Source organism: Actinopolymorpha cephalotaxi, assembly GCF_013408535.1.
Lineage (GTDB): Bacteria > Actinomycetota > Actinomycetes > Propionibacteriales > Actinopolymorphaceae > Actinopolymorpha > Actinopolymorpha cephalotaxi.
Window position 1 is genome coordinate 4,186,417 of the sequence record NZ_JACBZA010000001.1, and the last position, 15,849, is coordinate 4,202,265.

Annotated in this window: 12 protein-coding genes and 2 pseudogenes; 5 read left to right on the plus strand and 9 right to left on the minus strand. The window is 70.6% G+C overall.

The window, feature by feature from the left end; all coding sequences use genetic code 11:
• Window positions 1–121 precede the first annotated feature (121 nt).
• Window positions 122–1,096, plus strand: a complete 975-nt coding sequence (locus FHR37_RS18470; protein ID WP_092884305.1) for an aldo/keto reductase — start codon at window positions 122–124, stop codon at window positions 1,094–1,096.
• 112 nt (window positions 1,097–1,208) lie between these two features.
• Here FHR37_RS18470 and FHR37_RS18475 read toward each other — a convergent pair whose 3' ends face one another.
• Together FHR37_RS18475 and FHR37_RS18480 are read right to left on the minus strand one after the other, a co-directional pair.
• Window positions 1,209–1,601 (minus strand): PPOX class F420-dependent oxidoreductase, encoded by a 393-nt coding sequence (locus FHR37_RS18475; protein WP_092884307.1) that lies wholly within the window; start codon window positions 1,599–1,601, stop codon window positions 1,209–1,211.
• A 116-nt stretch (window positions 1,602–1,717) separates the two neighbouring features.
• Entirely contained in the window at window positions 1,718–1,864 is a 147-nt protein-coding gene (locus FHR37_RS18480) for a hypothetical protein (RefSeq protein ID WP_175542580.1), read from the minus strand.
• 121 nt (window positions 1,865–1,985) lie between these two features.
• On the opposite strand from FHR37_RS18480, the gene FHR37_RS18485 reads away from it, so the two are divergent.
• Window positions 1,986–2,384, plus strand: a complete 399-nt coding sequence (locus FHR37_RS18485) for a nuclear transport factor 2 family protein (protein ID WP_092884309.1) — start codon at window positions 1,986–1,988, stop codon at window positions 2,382–2,384.
• Window positions 2,385–2,400: 16 nt separating this feature from the next.
• On the opposite strand, the gene FHR37_RS18490 is transcribed toward FHR37_RS18485, so the two are convergent.
• From FHR37_RS18490 to FHR37_RS18500, 3 genes are read right to left on the minus strand one after another with little or no spacing between them, the layout of a single operon-like run.
• Window positions 2,401–3,414: a protein kinase family protein gene (locus FHR37_RS18490; RefSeq protein ID WP_092884311.1), complete on the minus strand. Its 1,014-nt coding sequence runs from the start codon at window positions 3,412–3,414 to the stop codon at window positions 2,401–2,403.
• Window positions 3,411–3,971, minus strand: coding sequence for a GNAT family N-acetyltransferase (locus FHR37_RS18495; protein ID WP_202818149.1), 561 nt, complete (start codon window positions 3,969–3,971; stop codon window positions 3,411–3,413). The genes FHR37_RS18490 and FHR37_RS18495 overlap by 4 nt, the downstream gene beginning before the upstream one ends.
• Window positions 3,955–4,461 (minus strand): nitroreductase family deazaflavin-dependent oxidoreductase, encoded by a 507-nt coding sequence (locus tag FHR37_RS18500; protein ID WP_092884313.1) that lies wholly within the window; start codon window positions 4,459–4,461, stop codon window positions 3,955–3,957. Before FHR37_RS18500 ends, FHR37_RS18495 begins: the two co-directional genes overlap by 17 nt.
• A 193-nt stretch (window positions 4,462–4,654) precedes the next feature.
• Between FHR37_RS18500 and FHR37_RS18505 the strand changes: the two genes are divergently transcribed.
• The 3 genes and pseudogenes from FHR37_RS18505 to FHR37_RS33600 all read left to right on the plus strand — a co-directional run.
• Window positions 4,655–5,212 (plus strand): MarR family winged helix-turn-helix transcriptional regulator, encoded by a 558-nt coding sequence (locus FHR37_RS18505; RefSeq protein WP_092884315.1) that lies wholly within the window; start codon window positions 4,655–4,657, stop codon window positions 5,210–5,212.
• Window positions 5,209–8,898, plus strand: a pseudogene (locus tag FHR37_RS18510) (ABC transporter ATP-binding protein); the annotation flags it as partial. The gene FHR37_RS18505 and the pseudogene FHR37_RS18510, both read left to right, overlap by 4 nt.
• 75 nt (window positions 8,899–8,973) lie before the next feature.
• Window positions 8,974–9,183, plus strand: a pseudogene (locus tag FHR37_RS33600) (hypothetical protein); the annotation flags it as partial.
• 85 nt (window positions 9,184–9,268) lie between these two features.
• Here the strand turns inward: FHR37_RS33600 and FHR37_RS18515 are convergent.
• From FHR37_RS18515 to FHR37_RS18530, 4 genes are all read right to left on the minus strand, one after another.
• Window positions 9,269–10,924: a GAF domain-containing protein gene (locus FHR37_RS18515; protein ID WP_175542581.1), complete on the minus strand. Its 1,656-nt coding sequence runs from the start codon at window positions 10,922–10,924 to the stop codon at window positions 9,269–9,271.
• 348 nt (window positions 10,925–11,272) lie between these two features.
• On the minus strand, window positions 11,273–12,496 hold the full coding sequence (ligD, locus tag FHR37_RS18520) for a non-homologous end-joining DNA ligase (protein WP_092884321.1): 1,224 nt from the start codon (window positions 12,494–12,496) through the stop codon (window positions 11,273–11,275).
• Between the two features lie 79 nt (window positions 12,497–12,575).
• Window positions 12,576–14,855: an HNH endonuclease signature motif containing protein gene (locus FHR37_RS18525; protein ID WP_179771010.1), complete on the minus strand. Its 2,280-nt coding sequence runs from the start codon at window positions 14,853–14,855 to the stop codon at window positions 12,576–12,578.
• 152 nt (window positions 14,856–15,007) lie between these two features.
• Window positions 15,008–15,538, minus strand: coding sequence for an SRPBCC family protein (locus FHR37_RS18530; protein WP_092881130.1), 531 nt, complete (start codon window positions 15,536–15,538; stop codon window positions 15,008–15,010).
• Between the last annotated feature and the right edge of the window lie 311 nt (window positions 15,539–15,849).

Here is a 15,849-nt window from a genome sequence, read left to right on the forward strand (position 1 = left end):
CGGCACGGCCGGGAACGGACGCCGTCGCGGGTTCGGACCGGTGCCGGATCGGCAATGACCTGGTAGGCAGGCAACGAACCCGCACGCACGAGCAACGAACCACCGCACCGATGGAGACGACATGACGATCCCCGCACGTACCCTCGGCCGCTCCGGCATCTCCGTGAGCCCGATCGGCTTCGGCTGCTGGGCGATCGGCGGGCCGGCGTTCCGCGACGGCAACCCGATCGGCTGGGGGAAGGTCGACGACAACGAGTCGGTGGCCGCCATCGAGGCCGCCCTGGACGCCGGGGTGACCTTCTTCGACACCGCGAACGTCTACGGCGCGGGCCACAGCGAACGCGTCCTCGCCCGGGCACTGGCCGGTAAGCGGGACCGCGTGGTGATCGCCACGAAGTTCGGCAACCTGATCGACGAGGGTGCCCAGCAGGCCATCGGCCGGGACGCGTCCCCCGCCTCGATCCGGGAGCAGTGTGACGAGAGCCTGGCCCGGCTGGACACCGACGTGATCGACCTCTACCAGTTCCACATCGGCGACTACGACCTCGAGCAGGCCGAGGACGTCGTGGCCACGCTGGAGGAACTGGTCCAGCTCGGCAAGATCCGGTCGTTCGGCTGGAGCACCGACGACCCGCAGCGGGCGGCGGTGTTCGCCCGCAGCGAGCACTGCGCCGCGATCCAGCTGCACGCGAACGTCATCGACGACAACCCCGAGATGGTGAAGCTGATCGAGGCGGAGAACCTCGCCGGCATCAACCGCGGGCCGCTGGCGATGGGCGCGCTGACCGGAAAGTTCAACCGGGACACGAAGTTCGCCGACGACGACGTACGCCGGCGGTTCGACTTCGCGGGCAAGGAGGGGCGCACGCTGGAAGCGCTGGAGCACATCCGCGACGTGCTCACTTCCGGCGGCCGTACCCTCGCCCAGGGCGCACTCGGCTGGCTGCTCGCCCGCAGCGAGGCGTTCGTGCCGATTCCCGGCATCCGCACGGTGGCCCAGGCCCAGGACAACGCCGGCGCGCTTCAGCACGGTCCGTTGTCCGCGGAGCAGATGGCCGAGATCGACACCGCGCTGAGGGCGCTCTCCCTGCGCTGATTCTGGGCTGATTTCCTTCGGACGTACGCAGGAACGCCCGGCGGTCACCGACCGCCGGGCGTTCTGCGTGTTCGGGCTCTCGTCTTCCAGGGTGGTCGGAAACTCCGGATCGTCAGAAACCCCAGATGTGGAACTGCTCGACGTCCATCCAGGCCGTCACGCGGGGGTTGTCGCGGTTGGGGTACTGCTTCCCGCCGTAGTGCTTGGACAGCCGGTCGATGTCGGCCAGCTCCGGGTCCGGCTCCAGCGTCACCGTGCCCTGCAGGCTCACGTGGCGGTACCACGAGTCGCCGTCCAGCACGGTCAGCGAGACCCGCGGGTCGGCGCGCAGATGCTCCAGGCGCTTGCGGGTCGCGTCCAGGTTGAGCAGCACCCGGCCGTTGTCCCAGATGTACCAGGTGGCCACCGACACCGGGGTTCCGTCCGGGCGCACCGTGGCCATCACGGCGGGGTTGGGCCTCTTCAGCATCTCCTCGATGTCGGCGGGCACGGGCGGCTTCGGCACGGCAACTCCTTCCGTCGCGGGGCACGCCACATCGGTGGCGGACTCCTTGAGCCAACCACCCTGCGAGCGCGGTTCTTCCACCGGGCCACGTCCCCCGGCGTGTCGACCCGACCGCGTCAATGACCGTCTTGGATCCGGCGCAGCCGTGGGATCGGCGAGGTCAGCAGCCAGAGCACCCCGGCGGTGGCGCCCACCGTCGCGATCCACAGGCCGCCGCGCACTCCGAGTGCCGTACCCAGCGCGACGCAGAGGGTCGCGAGCACCAGCGGATGGGGACTGCCCCGGCCACCAGCGTCCTGCCGACGCCGAAGCGGTCGGCGATGCGGCGCGCCATGGTGGCGCCCAGGAGCGATCCCGTACGGCTTACCGGGGCAGGATCGGGCCATGACCCTGACCACGGAGGACCGGCTCGCCATCCACGAACTGATCGCCCAGCACGGCCATCTTGTCGACGACGGCGCGCTGGACCGCCTCGGCGAGGTGTTCACCGGCGACGTCGCTTACGACCTGACCCCGATGGGCGGTGCCGTTCTCAACGGTGTCGAGGCGATGCGCACCTCGGCACTGGAACTCGGCGACCGCAATCCCGTTGCCCACCACGTGACGAACACGGTCGTGGCCGAGCAGGACGGCGAGGTCACCGCGCGGTCGAAGTTCCTCGGCGTACGACGCGACGGATCCGTCGGCAGCGGTGTCTACGCCGACCTGCTGCGGCGTACACCGGACGGCTGGCGGATCGCCCACCGCCGGGTGTCGCTGCGACGCGAGCCCCTCAAACCCTGAGGGCGTGCCGTCCCGGTCAGAGGTCGAGGTCCGCGGCCAGCCGGCGAAGCCTCTCCTCGGCCGCAGCCACCTCCGCCATCGCCGCCCGCACGCCCGTGTCCGGGTCGGCGTACCGCGTCATCCATCCGGTCAGCGGAACGCCGGTGACGACGCGGTCGACCAGCACCGCCAGCCGGCCGAGCTCGCTGCCGAGCTTGTGCGCGAACAGATCCTCGCCCAGGCCGTCGACGAGCACGCCGCCGTGCGCGGTGTAGGAGGCCAGCGCACGGCGGACGCGGCGGGGGTCGCGGAACGCGAACGTCACCGCGGCGAACCCGGTCTCCAGGCTCGCGCTGTCCGGTCCGATCACGTCCCAGTCGGTGAGTACCGGACCGGTGGGCGTCATCAGCACGTTGAACGGAACCATGTCCCGGTGGGTGAGCACGTGGTCGCCGATGCCTGAGTATGTCGTGCGCAGGCGTTCGGTCCGGCGCACATAAGCGTCCAGCCGTGCGCCGAACTCCGCCGCCCAGGGGCGGCCCTGACTCCGGGCCAGCGCGGCCCACTCGTGCCACCGGTCGGCCGGATGCACGTAGTAGAAGGGTTCCAGCTCACCGGGATCGGCGGTGTCACTGCGGTAGGGCTCGAAGCTGTGCAGGACGGCGAGCGTGCGCCCCAGCCAGTCGCTCAGGTCGTCGTCCGCGGTGACCTTGCGGTGCTCGACCCACTCGGTGACGCGGTACGCGCCGCGACCGGCGACCCGCGACGTCCAGCCGTACGCCCTGGCCGGTGGCGGCACCGGGGACGGGATCCGGATGCCCGCGGCCGCGACGCGTTCCTCGAAGTCCCTTCGCCAGTTGAGCTGGTGCGCCCACGGCTGGTCCTCGTCCGGCCAGAGTTCCTTGACCAGGAAGCGCCCGGCGCTCGTGGTCAGCCGCCAGGTGCGGGACACCGTGTGCTGGACGAGATCCAGCTCCTCGATCGGCGTACCCAGGTCGAACGCCTCGGCGACCTGACCCGCGGTCACGCCCGCCACATCGGCGGCACTCACGCCCTACGCCAGTCGTGCACGCCGATGCGCCACAGCACGTGCGGCCGGATCGGGTGTCCCTCCGGCACGCGCGGGTGGTCGAAGTCGCCGTCCGGGTCCCGGCGCATGCCGATCTTGCGCATCACCGCCTGCGAACGCTCGTTGACCGGTGCGGTGAACGACACCACCTCGGCCAGGCCGACCGTGTCGAAGGCGAACCCGAGCGCCGCCCTGGCCGCCTCGGGTGCGAACCCGCGTCCCCACGCGTGGTGGGCGAGCCGCCAGCCGACCTCCACCGCCGGGACGAACGGGGCGTCGAAGGTCACGCGGGACAGGCCCGTGAACCCGACGAAGTCGCCGGTCTCGCGGACCTCCACGGCCCACAAGCCGTAGCCGTCGCGCTCGAAGGCGGCCTCCATCCGGTCGACGAAGGCGTCGCTGTCGGCCTCGCTCAACGGACTGACGAAGTGCTCCATCACGGCCGGGTCGGCGTTCATCGCCGCGAACGGCGCGCGGTCACTCTCCCGCCACCGGCGCAACAGCAACCGCTCGGTCTTCAGCTCAGGTCCCTTTGTCACCCGGCGATGATAGGTGGGCAGGAGTGAAGCGGACGAACGAGATTCGCTCACCGACAGCGCGGTAGTCGTCCTTGCTGCCGTCCACCTCGAACCCCATGAACCGCGCCAGCCTGGGGGCGAGCCGCGGATACCGTACGGCGTACCGGGCCATGATCTCGCCACCCTCGGCGGGCGGCAGCGGGGTCGCGGTCATCGCCCGCACCTGCCGGCCGACCTGAACGGTCACGTCGGGGTTGGCGAGGATGTTGCGGTACCAGTCCGAGCGCCGGCCGTACCCCGACGGCCCGACGTAGCTCCCGTCGCGCGGGTCGTGGTCGATCGCCTCGATCACCACCTGGCGCGGGTTTCCCGACACCCGGCCGGTGTGGGTGAGCAGCATGAACCTGCCGCCCAGCAGCCGGCCGAGGTGTGCGCGGTAGAGGTGGATGGGCGCCCGGAAGAAGAGCCGGCGCAGCCCGCTCGGCGGCTGCGGGGCGTCGAGCACCTTCATGACGGCTCTGCCTCACCCGCGAGGGGCCGTTGCGCAGATTTGGTCATTCGCCCAAATTAGCACGGCGTCCACCCGGAGCGGCCGGGAAACGTCCGGTTGACAGGGGTGGCGCGGTGGGAGGGATGTCCCGGACTGGCCGGATCAGGCCGGACGGGTGGGACATTCGCCGTCCTAACGGTTAGCCTCCTTAACTGTGAAAGATGACGAACCTTCGGTCGAGCGTGCCGTGCGGGCCGTCGTCCGATTGGCGCGGTTGCTGGAACGCGCGGACGCCGGGCTGAGCCTGGCGCAGTTCCGGATCCTGGAGCTGGTGTCCCGGGGGACCGAGCGGTCCACCCACATCGCCACCCGCCTCGCGACCAGCAAGCCCGCGATCACCGTCGTCGTCGACGGCCTCGTCGCCGCGGGACTGCTCACCCGACGTGGCGAACCCGGTGACCGTCGCGTCGTCCGCCTCGCCCTCACCGACGAGGGCCGGCAAGCACTCGCCCGGGCCGAGACCGCGTACGGCGACCGGCTGCGCCCGCTGCTGGCGGAGATCTCCGCCCCGGACGCCCTGCTCGGCCAGCTCGCCGAGGTCGACGACGCGATGGACGCGCGCTGGGCTCGGCACTCCCCCGCCGGGAAGGACCGTGCACCAAAGGACCAAGCCCCGAAGGACCGCACCGCACCGAAAGACCGTGCGCCGAAGGAACCCACAGACCTCCAGACCCCACCGTCGCCGGAAGCCGAGGTGCCCGCCACCAGATGACCGCCGCCACGACAAGCTCCTCCAACGGCTCCCCGCAGCCGGGCCGGCGCACCTCCGCCGGCGATCAGCCCGAACAGCACGAACAGCCCGCTCCGCCGAACCAGCCCGGCCGGCCCGACCAGCCCGGGCACTCGGTCCCGGCCGGAGCCCCCGGCGAGTCGTCCGCTGACAGGTGGGTACGTCGCCTGGCCCGCTACTGCTGGCGGTCCAAGCCACTGGTGTTCGCCAGCTTCGGCGGGGCGATCGTGGCCATGGCCGCGAGCGCGTTCGTCCCGCTGGTGCAGCGCGAGATCGTCGATGACGTGATCATTGCGCGGAGCGCGCCGATGCTGCCGTGGATCGGCGTCATGCTCGCGCTGGGGCTGACGACGTTCGGCGCGGGTTTCGTACGCCGCTACCTCGGCGGCCGGTTGGCGCTCGACGTGCAGCACACGATCCGCGGTGACCTGTTCCGCGCGCTGTCGCGGCTGGACGGCGCCCGCCAGGACGAGCTGCACACCGGGCAGGTGGTCAGCCGGTCGATCAGCGACATCATGATGGTGCAGGGCCTGCTGCAGATGCTGCCGATGATGCTGGGCAACATCCTGCTGTTCGTCATCTCGCTGTCCATCATGGTGTGGCTGTCGCCGCTGCTCACCCTGGTCGCGCTCGCTGTGGCGCCGGCGTTGCTGCTGATCGGCTACCACAGCCGCAGCCGGCTCTTCCCGGCCACGTGGGACGCCCAGCAGCAGGCGGCCGAGGTGGCCGGCATCGTCGACTCCGCGGTCACCGGCGTACGGGTCGTCAAGGGCTTCGGGCAGGAACGCCGCGAGCTCGGCCGGCTCGAACGCCAGGCCCGCAACCTCTTCGGCTCCCGGTTGCGGGCGATCCGGCTGACCAGCCGCTACGGGCCCACGCTGCAGGCGGTTCCACTGCTCGGCCAGGTCGGCATCCTCGCCCTCGGCGGGTATCTCGCCGTACGCGGCAACATCACCCTCGGCACCTTCCTGGCGTTCTCCAGCTACCTGAGCCAGCTCGTCGCACCGGTGCGGATGCTGTCCAACTTCCTGGTCATGAGCCAGCAGGCCCGGGCCAGCGTCATCCGGGTGTTCGAGGTGATCGACTCCCGGCCGATGATCACCGAGAAGCCGGACGCGATCGACCTCCCGGTGGGTCCGGGCGCGGTCGAGCTGCGCGACGCGTCGTTCGGCTACTTCGCCTCCGACCCGGTGCTGTCCGGCCTTTCGCTGAAGGTGAACGCCGGGGAGACGGTGGCCCTGGTGGGTACGGCGGGGTCGGGCAAGTCGACGATCTCCCAACTGCTGCCCCGCTTCTACGACGTGCAGCAGGGCTCGGTCCTGGTCGACGGGCACGACGTCCGCGACCTGACCCTCAGCTCGCTGCGGGCCCGGATCGGCCTGGTGTTCGAGGACAGCTTCCTTTTCTCCGACAGCGTGCGGTCCAACATCGCCTACGGACGCCCCGACGCCACCGACGAACAGGTGCGTGCCGCCGCCCGGGCCGCGGAGGCCACCGACTTCATCGAGGCGCTCCCGGACAGCTACGACACCGTGGTCGGCGAACGCGGGCTCACGTTGTCCGGCGGGCAGCGGCAGCGGGTCGCGCTGGCCCGGGCGCTGCTCAGCGACCCGACCCTGCTGGTGCTCGACGACGCGACGTCGGCGGTCGACTCCCAGACCGAGGCGGAGATCCACGCCACCCTGCGCCAGGTGATGGCCGGGCGTACCACGATCATCATCGCCCACCGGCGTTCGACCCTGCAGCTGGCCGACCGGATCGCGGTGCTCGACGAGGGACGCGTCGTCGACTTCGGCACCGACGAGGAGCTCACCGGCAGGTGCGCGCTCTACCGGTTGTTGCTGTCCGGACCGGGCGAGGATGCCGAGGGCATCGAGGCCGGCGAGGCCGAGATCGACACCCCGCAAGCCGAGGTTGACAGCCAGGTCGACGGCATCACGCCGGAGTTGTGGGTACGCCGCAACGACGACGGCACCCCGAGCCACCTGACCCGGGTGCAGGAGGCGACCGGACTCGGCGGCGGCTTCGGCGGCGGAGGAGGCCGCGGCGGGGGTGGCGGGGGCATGGGCGGTGGCTGGCTGGCCAGCATGCCGCCGACCCCGGAAGTGCTGGCCCAGGTGGCGAAACTGCCGCCGGCCCGCGACGTTCCAAAGGTCGACACGGAGGAGGCGCAGCAGGCCGACCCGGGCTTCACGCTGCCGCGCACGCTCCGGCCGTTCAGCCGGCCGCTGCTGCTGGCGCTGATCCTCGTGGCGGCGGACGCGATCGCGTCGCTGTGCCTGCCGCTGCTGATCCGGCACGGCGTCGACGCCGGTGTGCAACGGCAGGCGGTGTCGGTCGTCCTGGTGGCCGCGGCGGTCGCGCTCGGCATCGTGATCACCGACTGGCTGATCAACATGGGCCAGACCAGGGTGGCCGGCCGTACCGGCGAACGCGTTCTCTACTCCCTGCGGGTCAAGCTGTTCGCCCATCTGCAGCGGCTCGGGCTCGACTACTACGAGCGCGAGATGGGTGGCCGGATCATGACCCGGATGACCACCGACATCGACGCGCTCTCGTCGTTCCTGCAGACCTCGCTGCTGACCGCGGTGGTGGCCATCCTGCAGTTCGTCGGTGTTCTGGTCGCACTGGTGTGGATCAACTGGGAGCTCGCTCTCGCAGTGCTCACGTTGATGCCGGTGCTGATCATCGCCACGCTGATCTTCCGGGCCAAGTCCTCCGTCGCCTACCAGGAGGCGCGGGAGCGGATCAGTGTCGTCAACACCAGCTTGCAGGAGAACGTCGCCGGCATGCGAGTGGCGCAGGCGTTCGGCCGCGAGGAACACAACGCCAACCGGTTCGAGGAGAAGAGCGACGCCTACCGGGTCAGCAGGTTGCGGGCCCAGCGCTACATCGGCACGTACTTCCCGTTCGTGCAGTTCCTCAACCTGGCCGCGGCGTCGGTCGTCCTCGGTGTCGGCGCCGGCCTGGTGCACAACGGCAGCCTCACCGCCGGTGCGCTGATCGCCTACCTGCTCTACCTCGACCTGTTCTTCTCCCCCGTCCAGCAGCTCTCCCAGGTCTTCGACGGCTACCAGCAGGCGCGGGTCGGCCTGCGCCGGATCGGTGAGCTGCTGCGTACGCCCACCACGACACCGCAGGCCGAGCACCCCAAGCAGGTCGGCCGGCTCACCGGCGAGATCGTCTTCGACGACGTGCGGTTCCACTACCAGAACGCAGCCGGCGACGCCTTGCAGGGAATCAACCTGCGGGTGCGGGCGGGCGAGACGGTTGCCCTCGTCGGCGAGACCGGAGCCGGGAAGACCACGCTGGTGAAGCTGGTCGCGCGGTTCTACGACCCGACCGGGGGTGCCGTCCGCGTGGACGGTACCGACGCTCGCGAACTCGACCTCGACGGGTACCGCCACCGGCTCGGTTACGTACCCCAGGAGTCGTTCCTCTTCCCCGGCACCGTCCGCGACGCGATCGCGTACGGCCGGCCGGAGGCCACCGACGCCGAGGTCGAGGCGGCGGCACGCGCGGTGGGCGCACACCAGGCGGTCGCCCGGATGCGGGACGGCTACCTGCACACAGTGGGCGAACGCGGGCGCAACCTGTCCGCCGGGCAGCGGCAACTGCTCGCACTCGCCCGGGCGTACCTCGTCGACCCCGACATCCTGTTGCTGGACGAGGCGACCGCGGCCCTCGACCCCGGCACCGAGGCGCTCGTCATCCAGGCGACGGAGACGCTGGCCCGGCAGCGGACCACGCTGCTGATCGCGCACCGGCTGACCACCGCCGAACGCGCCGACCGGATCGTCGTGGTCGACCACGGCCAGGTGGTGGAGGACGGTACGCACCAGGAGCTGGTGGCAGCCGACGGCCGGTACGCGCAGCTGTGGCGGGTGTACTCCGGCGTCGAACCGGCCCACGCCCACGGCTCCGGAGCTGTGTCCGTGATCGACCCCGCCTGAGGGTTCGCGGGCGGGGTCGTCCGCACCCGTCCGGCAACGGAGCCGGGCGGGATGCGGGATTCACCCAGGGGATGCGGCGGCCCGCTCAGGTGGAGAGGTGCCACTCGATGCGGGTGTTGTGCTCGCTCTGCGACACCGCGACCCGGCCGCCGCGTTCCCGGGCGCGTTCTTCCAGCCAGGAGATGCGTTCGGCCTCGATGGTCGCCGCCGCCGGCGGGGCCTGGTCGGAGACGGTCAGCACCAGGTGGTCCACCGTGACCTCGACGCACACCTCCACCGCGGTCGGCGAGAGGTGGGGCGTGAGCGCGAGCGAATGCTGCACGGCGGCGGCGAGTTCGCCGCCCACCGACCTGGCCAGGCTCGTCCGGTCCAGCCGCCCGGCGAGCACCAGCCGGGGATGCAGACCGGCCGCAGCGCAGGCGGAGTCGATCTCGTCCAGCAGCGGCTGCCAGGCGGTCGACGCCACGTCCGGGTCCGACTCCTCCTGGGTCTGGAACACGGTCTCCCGCATGGCCCGTACGGAGTCCTCCATCGCCTCGACGGCCGACCGCAACCGGCTGCGCACCTCGGGTTGCCGGGTGAGGCCGAGCGCGCTGTGCAGGTCGAGCTCGGACTGGGACAGGCGTTCGATCATGCCTCCGCACAGCTCGGCACCGATCCGGTCGCGTTCCCGCAACAGCAGCAGCTGGTCGCGGTCCTCCTCCGAGTGCAGGCGCAGCAGCGCAAGCGCGGCTTGACGGGCGAAGCTGCGGACCAGCTCGACCTGTTCACCCTGCTCCAGCGCCGCCAGGCCCTGCGGTGAGCCGCGGTGCCAGCCGACCTGCAGCACACCGAGAATCCGGTCCCCGGCCTGCAACGGCAGCAGCATCCCCGGCCCCATCGAGGCGAGCCGCCTGGCGCACGGGGGCGGCGGGTTGTACCCCTCGACCGCGGACAGGTCGGCACTGATGATCTCGTCGCCGGTACGAAGCACCCGGCCGGTCAGGCTGTCCGGCGACATCTCGGTCACCGGGATGTCGTCCATGCCGAAGCCGTCCACGGCGATGATCAGGGGAACGGTCGGCCGGGTCGGGTCGGCGCACATCACCGTGCAGACGTCGGCACCGCACAGTTCCCGGAAGCCGCCCCGCAGGATCTCGCGCAGCGCTTCCTTCGGGTCGACGTGCTTCAGCAGCAGGCTGGTCACGGTGGCGCTGGTGGAAAGCCAGTGCTGGCGTCGGCGTTCGCGGGCCGCGATCCGGGCCTGCTCGATCGCCGCTCCGGCCGCGTCGGCGAGCACGGTCACCGCGGCCGCGTCGTCGGCGGAGAAGGTGCCGTCACCGCGCTTGGCGGCCACGACCAGCGCCCCGCACAGGTCCCCGCACTCCGGGGACAGGATCCGGTCGCCGAGCAACCCGGCGGTCGGCGTCGTCGGCTGACCTCCGCCCCCTCCCGCTCCTCGGGCCTTGCCGGCTCCGGCCGGCCGGCGACCGCGCGATCGTTGCCGGGGCACGGGCAGGGCGTGGACGTCGGTGACCTGCGTGGGTCCGTCGTTGTCGAGTACCCGGCGGAGCACGCCCGACTCCGCGCCGAGCAACAGCGCGTCGTACGTCGCGTGGTGCCGGCCGCGCGACACCGCGAGTTCGGGCGTTTCGCCGTCGACCAGCACGATGCCCGAATACTCCGCAAGGGTGAGCGCGGCGGCGGTTTCGGCGATCCGTTCCAAGGATCCCCGTACTCGCTCGTTCGCGATGAGAGTCACCTGTACAACCTCGCTTCTCTTCCCCATCCTCGCGCGCGCCGAGGCCGGAGTCGTCACCGCGAGCCACCATCGGTCCTTCGGGGTCCCGGGCTTCCACCGTTACGCGCAGGCAGGAATGCCTTACCGGGCATGGCCGACCTGCCCGCCATCCTGCCCGCTGCGGCCGCGGTTTTCCGGCCGTTGGACCCGGCGTCACGGCCGAGGTGCCGCTCATGCGGGCACCTGGGAGCCTCTACGTGTGACGCCCGCGGTGTCCGCTCCGGGTGCGGATGTCCGTACGCCGTGGTGCGGAGCCGGACGTACTGCCCGGACCGTACTGCCTGCCTGCCTGGGCGTACCGCCCGGTCTCTACCGGCTGTCCCGTTCCTGCGCCCACGGGGTGTTCGCCCACGGGTCGTAGTCGACCTCGAGGGGTTCCTGCGGTGGGCGCTGCGCCTCGGGCACGTGCTGGAGATTGACCCGGATGCGGTACCACACCGAGCTTCGTCCGCGCATACCGTCGACCAGGATGTCGGCGGCCTGCAGGTGCCCGACCACGGCTTCGTGCCTGGCCTTCCAGCGTTCCAGCCCTTCGAGGGCCTCCTCCTTCGTCTTCGCCCGGGCTATCTCGACCAGCGGCATCGTCTGTTGCCGGCGGCCGGTCCCCTTGGGCGGCTTCTCCGCGGGGCCGAGTCGCCTGGCGAGGTCGAGCAGGGGCTCCAGGGATCCGTGGGCCGTGCCGATGCCCTCCCACGGGTCGCCGAGCGCGTCGTAGCGTTCGAGAACGCTTGACAGGGTGAACGTCTCGGGCCGGCAGTCGGGCACCTCGTCCCACCGCAGCGGCGTGGACACCCGGGCGTCGGCCGTCGGCCGCACGGAGTACGCCGACGCGACCGTGCGGTCCTTGGCGTTCTGGTTGAAGTCGACGAAGACGCCCTGGCGTTCCTCCTTCCACCACTTGCTGGTGGCGAGGTCGGGCGCGCGGTTCTCCACCTCACGGGCGACGGTCTCCGCGGCGAGGCGTACGTCGCGGAACGTCCAGGTAGGTTCGATCCGCGCGTAGATGTGGAAGCCGCGTGAACCGGAGGTCTTCGGCCAGGCGGTGAGGCCGTGGTCCTCCAGCACCTCCCGGGAGACGAGCGCGACGTCGAGGATCTGCTTCCACTCCACGCCGGGAACGGGGTCGAGGTCGATGCGCAGCTCGTCGGGGTGGTCGAGGTCCTCCGCGAGTACGGGATGAGGATTGAGGTCGACGCAACCGAGGTTGATCGCCCACGCCAGGCCGGCGGCATCGCGCACCACGGCCTCCTCCGCCGAACGCCCGGAGGCGTAGTGAAGCTCGGCCACCTCCAACCAGTCCGGCCGGTTGCCGGGCACCCGCTTCTGGAAGAACGCCTCCTGCTCGATGCCCTTCACGAACCGCTTCAGGATCATCGGCCTGCCCTCGATGCCGCGCAGGGCTCCGTCGGCGACGGCGAGGTAGTAGCGCACCAGGTCGAGCTTGGTGTGACCGCCGGCAGGGAAGACCAGCTTGTCCGGGTTGGTGACAGTCACCTCACGTCCGGCCACTTCCAGGACCTGCGACTTCGACATGGGCTCACGATAGGCGGAACCACGCCGGTCGCGGGAACGACGCGGTACGACAGACGACTCCGCGGTACTCGGACGGCTGTCACGGTCGTTGCACTTTCTGGTGGACGTCCACCCACTCGGGCGGGATGTATTCGGGGTGGCCGTGGCTGCCCATCCGTACCTGCCAGCCCTTGTGGTGGACGAACGTGTGATGGGACTTGCACAAGAGGACTCCGTTCGCTAGGTCGGTCGGCCCGAAGTCGTCCCAGGCCGTCATGTGGTGCGCGACGCAGCGCCGCTCGGGGACCCGGCATTCGGGGAAGTGGCAGTGGGAGCCGTCGCGGACGGCGAGGGCCCGGCGTTGCGCTTCGGTGAAGAACCTGTCAGCCATCCCGACGTCGAGGACCTCTCCGTTGCCGCCGAGTACGACGGGGATGATGTTCGCGTCGCACGCCATCCTCCGGATCGTGGCGACCGAGACCGGCTCCCCGCGTAGGCCTGTGATGCGGGCCGATCCGCCACCGCCGCACTTCTGACACCCGTCGTGAGGATCAATGGGCTGGTCGCGGTCGTCGCGGTCGTAGGGGTCGGTTGCGGCATCCGGGTCGAGGGCAGCCTCCCGCCCCGCCGCGCCCTCTTCGGGTTCGGCGTCGTCGGCTTCCGGTCCGAGGTCGCAGTCCTCGGGTCCGGTATGTGGTTCCGGATCCCCGTCGTGTTCGGGCTCCGGATCCCATCGGTGACCCGGTTCAGATTGGGAGGCGGTTCCGGTGGCGGTGTTCGGTTGTGGGGGCTGGCCGGGTTCTCGCGGTGCGGACATCCGCTCCGCCGCCCCGGCCGGCGGGTCCGGCTGACCAAGCGGTGGTTTCTCGTTGTCCGGTTGACCTCTCGAGGCGGTCGTCGTGATCTCCGTGCCTGCGGGAGCCGACGTCGGTGCGCCGGTGCCGGCGTGGGTGTTGGGCTGGACGGGGTCTCTTGTCACATCCGGGTCGCCGACGTCGGCACGCTCGGAGGTTTCGCCGGGGCCGCCCGTCACGTCCGGGTCGGTGACACATTGGCCTGGCCGGGCTTCAGGCCCGGTGTCGTCGGCGTCCTCGCTGGCCTTGGCCTCGCGCAGGTCGGTGCCAGGCGTCTTGCCGGTGTCTGCACGGGGTTCGCCGTTGCTGCCGGGCTCGGCGCCTTCAGCCGTCGCGGCCTCGGTGCCGTCAGAATTCTCACCCGGCTTGGTGGTTTCGGCCTTGTCGGGCTTGGCGCTCTCGGCATCGCCGGCACGCTCGCCGGGTTCGGCGGGTGTCGTGCCGCCGCGACTCGCGCCCCGCCCAGACTCGCCGGACTCGCCGGACTCGCCGGACTCGCCGGACTCAGAAGTCTCGCTGCGCTTGGCGTTCTTGCGGGCCTTGCGCTTGGCGTTCTGGCGTTTCGCGTCGGGGGTTTGGCAGCCGCACGGCATGGGGCGGACGGGGTTGAGGTCGTCGATGCTGCCGAACCCGACACCGTTCATGAGTTGCTGCAGGTGGATCAGCACCGTGACGCAGTCCCGCCCGCGGCCGCGGTTGGGCGATGCCTCCCACTCGGCCATCGCGGCGATGAGGTGGGCGAACGCGTCCCCACGGCGTTGGTCCAGCGGCCGGTCGTCGGGTTCGGCACGCTTGTCGGAGGCGACGAGCGCTTCGATGATCTTGCGGAGATGTTCCATCTCCAGCACCGGCAGCCTGATCACCACCGTCTCCGACCCCGGAACACCATTCGGCCGGTAGAACAGCGACCGGCTGCGTTCCGCAGCGCGTTCGGCGTCGTCGAGTTCCTTGCCCAGCCGCTCCTCCCACTCCTGCGGTGCGATGACCTGGAGGAGGTGGCGGCCGAGGATCCGCACGTCGTCGGGGTTACGCCGCCTGGCTTCGTCGATCAGGTACTCCTCGGCCGCCGCGCGTTGTTCGAGGCTGACCCACTTGGGCAGGTCCTTGATGGCCCCGGCGATGACCTGCGCATGCCGAAACGACAACTCTCCGCGGGCAAGAGCGCGGGCGGTGAGGGTGATGGTGCGGTCCAGGTCACGGGCCAGCGCGACGGTGGCGTAGGAGTCGTTCTTGCCCATCCGCCGGCCGTTCCGCAGCCACGCCGCCGTGGTCGCCGCACCCGTGGTCTTGCCGATGTCACAGGCCTCGGCCTGGCGGACCAGCTGCAGCTTCAGCGCGGACATCATCGCCTCGTCGGCGCTGTGCAGGTCGAACAACCGGCCCATCCGCTCGGCCCGCAACGACAACTTCGGCGCGGCCAATGCGTCACCGAGAACGGCGTGAACCTCGAGCAGCGCAGCCTCCAGCCGCTGTTCGGCGTCGATGCCGCCGTCCCAGCCCGGAGGATCCTGCACTGTCGAACTCATGCACGAATGCTACCGACCACCACCGACAGGAACCCGTTGTCCACAAAGGGACCCCGAAACAGCGCCGATCCGCTACCTGTGGACGAAACCTGGCACTGCGCAGTTCGTACGAGGCACTTCCTCTCGTACGAGGCACTTCCTGCTCAGGTCGGCTAGCGCTTCTTCAGCTTCCGTACGTAAGCGTCGTGAAGGTCGTTCCAGCCGAACTCGACCGCCTCCATGCCCCGGATCGGACCTACGGGATCTCCGTCGAGCAGGTGCTCGGCCACGTCGAGGCACAGGTGCCAGCCCGCGGCGACCCGGGCCAGCATCTCCTGGTCGTCCACCGTGTGCCGCAGCGTCAGCAGGGTGCCCGTCCCCTGGGCGGTGAGCTCCCACCGCAACAGGTCGAAACCCCAGGTGTACTCGAGCAGCCGAGGCGGCTCGGACCGGCGCACGGTCGAGACGAGGTCCTCCGACGTGGCACCGTCGACCATCGTCAGCGTCGCCTCACCGGGCCGGCCGAGGTCGCGGTCGGGAATGAACGGCGCCCACTCGCGCAACTGGTCCGGCTCGGTCAGCGCCGCCCACACGCGTTCGGGCGAGTGGCGGAGTTCGCGGACGAGGACGACCGTCCAGCGGTCGTCCTCACGGTTGGCCTCCACCGGGGCAGGCGGGCTGGGTCGAAACGCCGACCTGTTCATCGATCACTCCTCGACAAGGGGACGGTACGTACGGGGGAAGTGCGCAACCGGCGGCGCGGACATCGCGTCGGCCACTCGGCAACCTCCTGCGCCGACTAATATGCCGTCTCGGTTATATACCGTCAAGGCCTGTCCGTGTTCACCGGAACGTCCCCGGCACCGCCGGCACAAGTTCCGGGGATGACTTCCGGGCGATGACTTTCCGGCCGTCACGAAGTCCCTTCCGAGGACACAATCCGGTTGTTCTCCGCCCGGCCCCTGGGCCTACCGTCGTACTCGCTGCGCGGCGGCACCACCCGGCACCACGGGCA